The 266-nt window shown below is 44.4% G+C and carries 1 protein-coding gene; it reads right to left on the reverse strand.

What is annotated here, in order from left to right:
• The coding region (locus SB775_RS30240) for an arginase family protein (protein WP_410864943.1) at positions 1–140 on the reverse strand (140 nt) is incomplete at its 3' end.
• Positions 141–266 lie beyond the last annotated feature (126 nt).

Below are 266 nucleotides of genomic sequence, written 5' to 3' on the forward strand. Positions count from 1 at the left end.
TCGTTTACTGCATGCCCGAGATTTTCGATTCGGTCTACAACGCCTGCGTAACGGATGGCACTTGGCCCCATGTCGACGCCGCGGCGCATTTGCCCGTGGTCCATTGGTACACCTATAATAGAAACATTTAATTTATTCATTATTTTATACCCCCTCAGTAAGATACATTCATTGTACCCTCTGAGGTTCTTTTGGCTCAACCTGACATTATTCCGAATATTTATTCATTTTCTCTTCGAGTGATTTCTTCACTTCCGGCCATTCCC

This window comes from Peribacillus sp. SIMBA_075 (assembly GCF_046534585.1).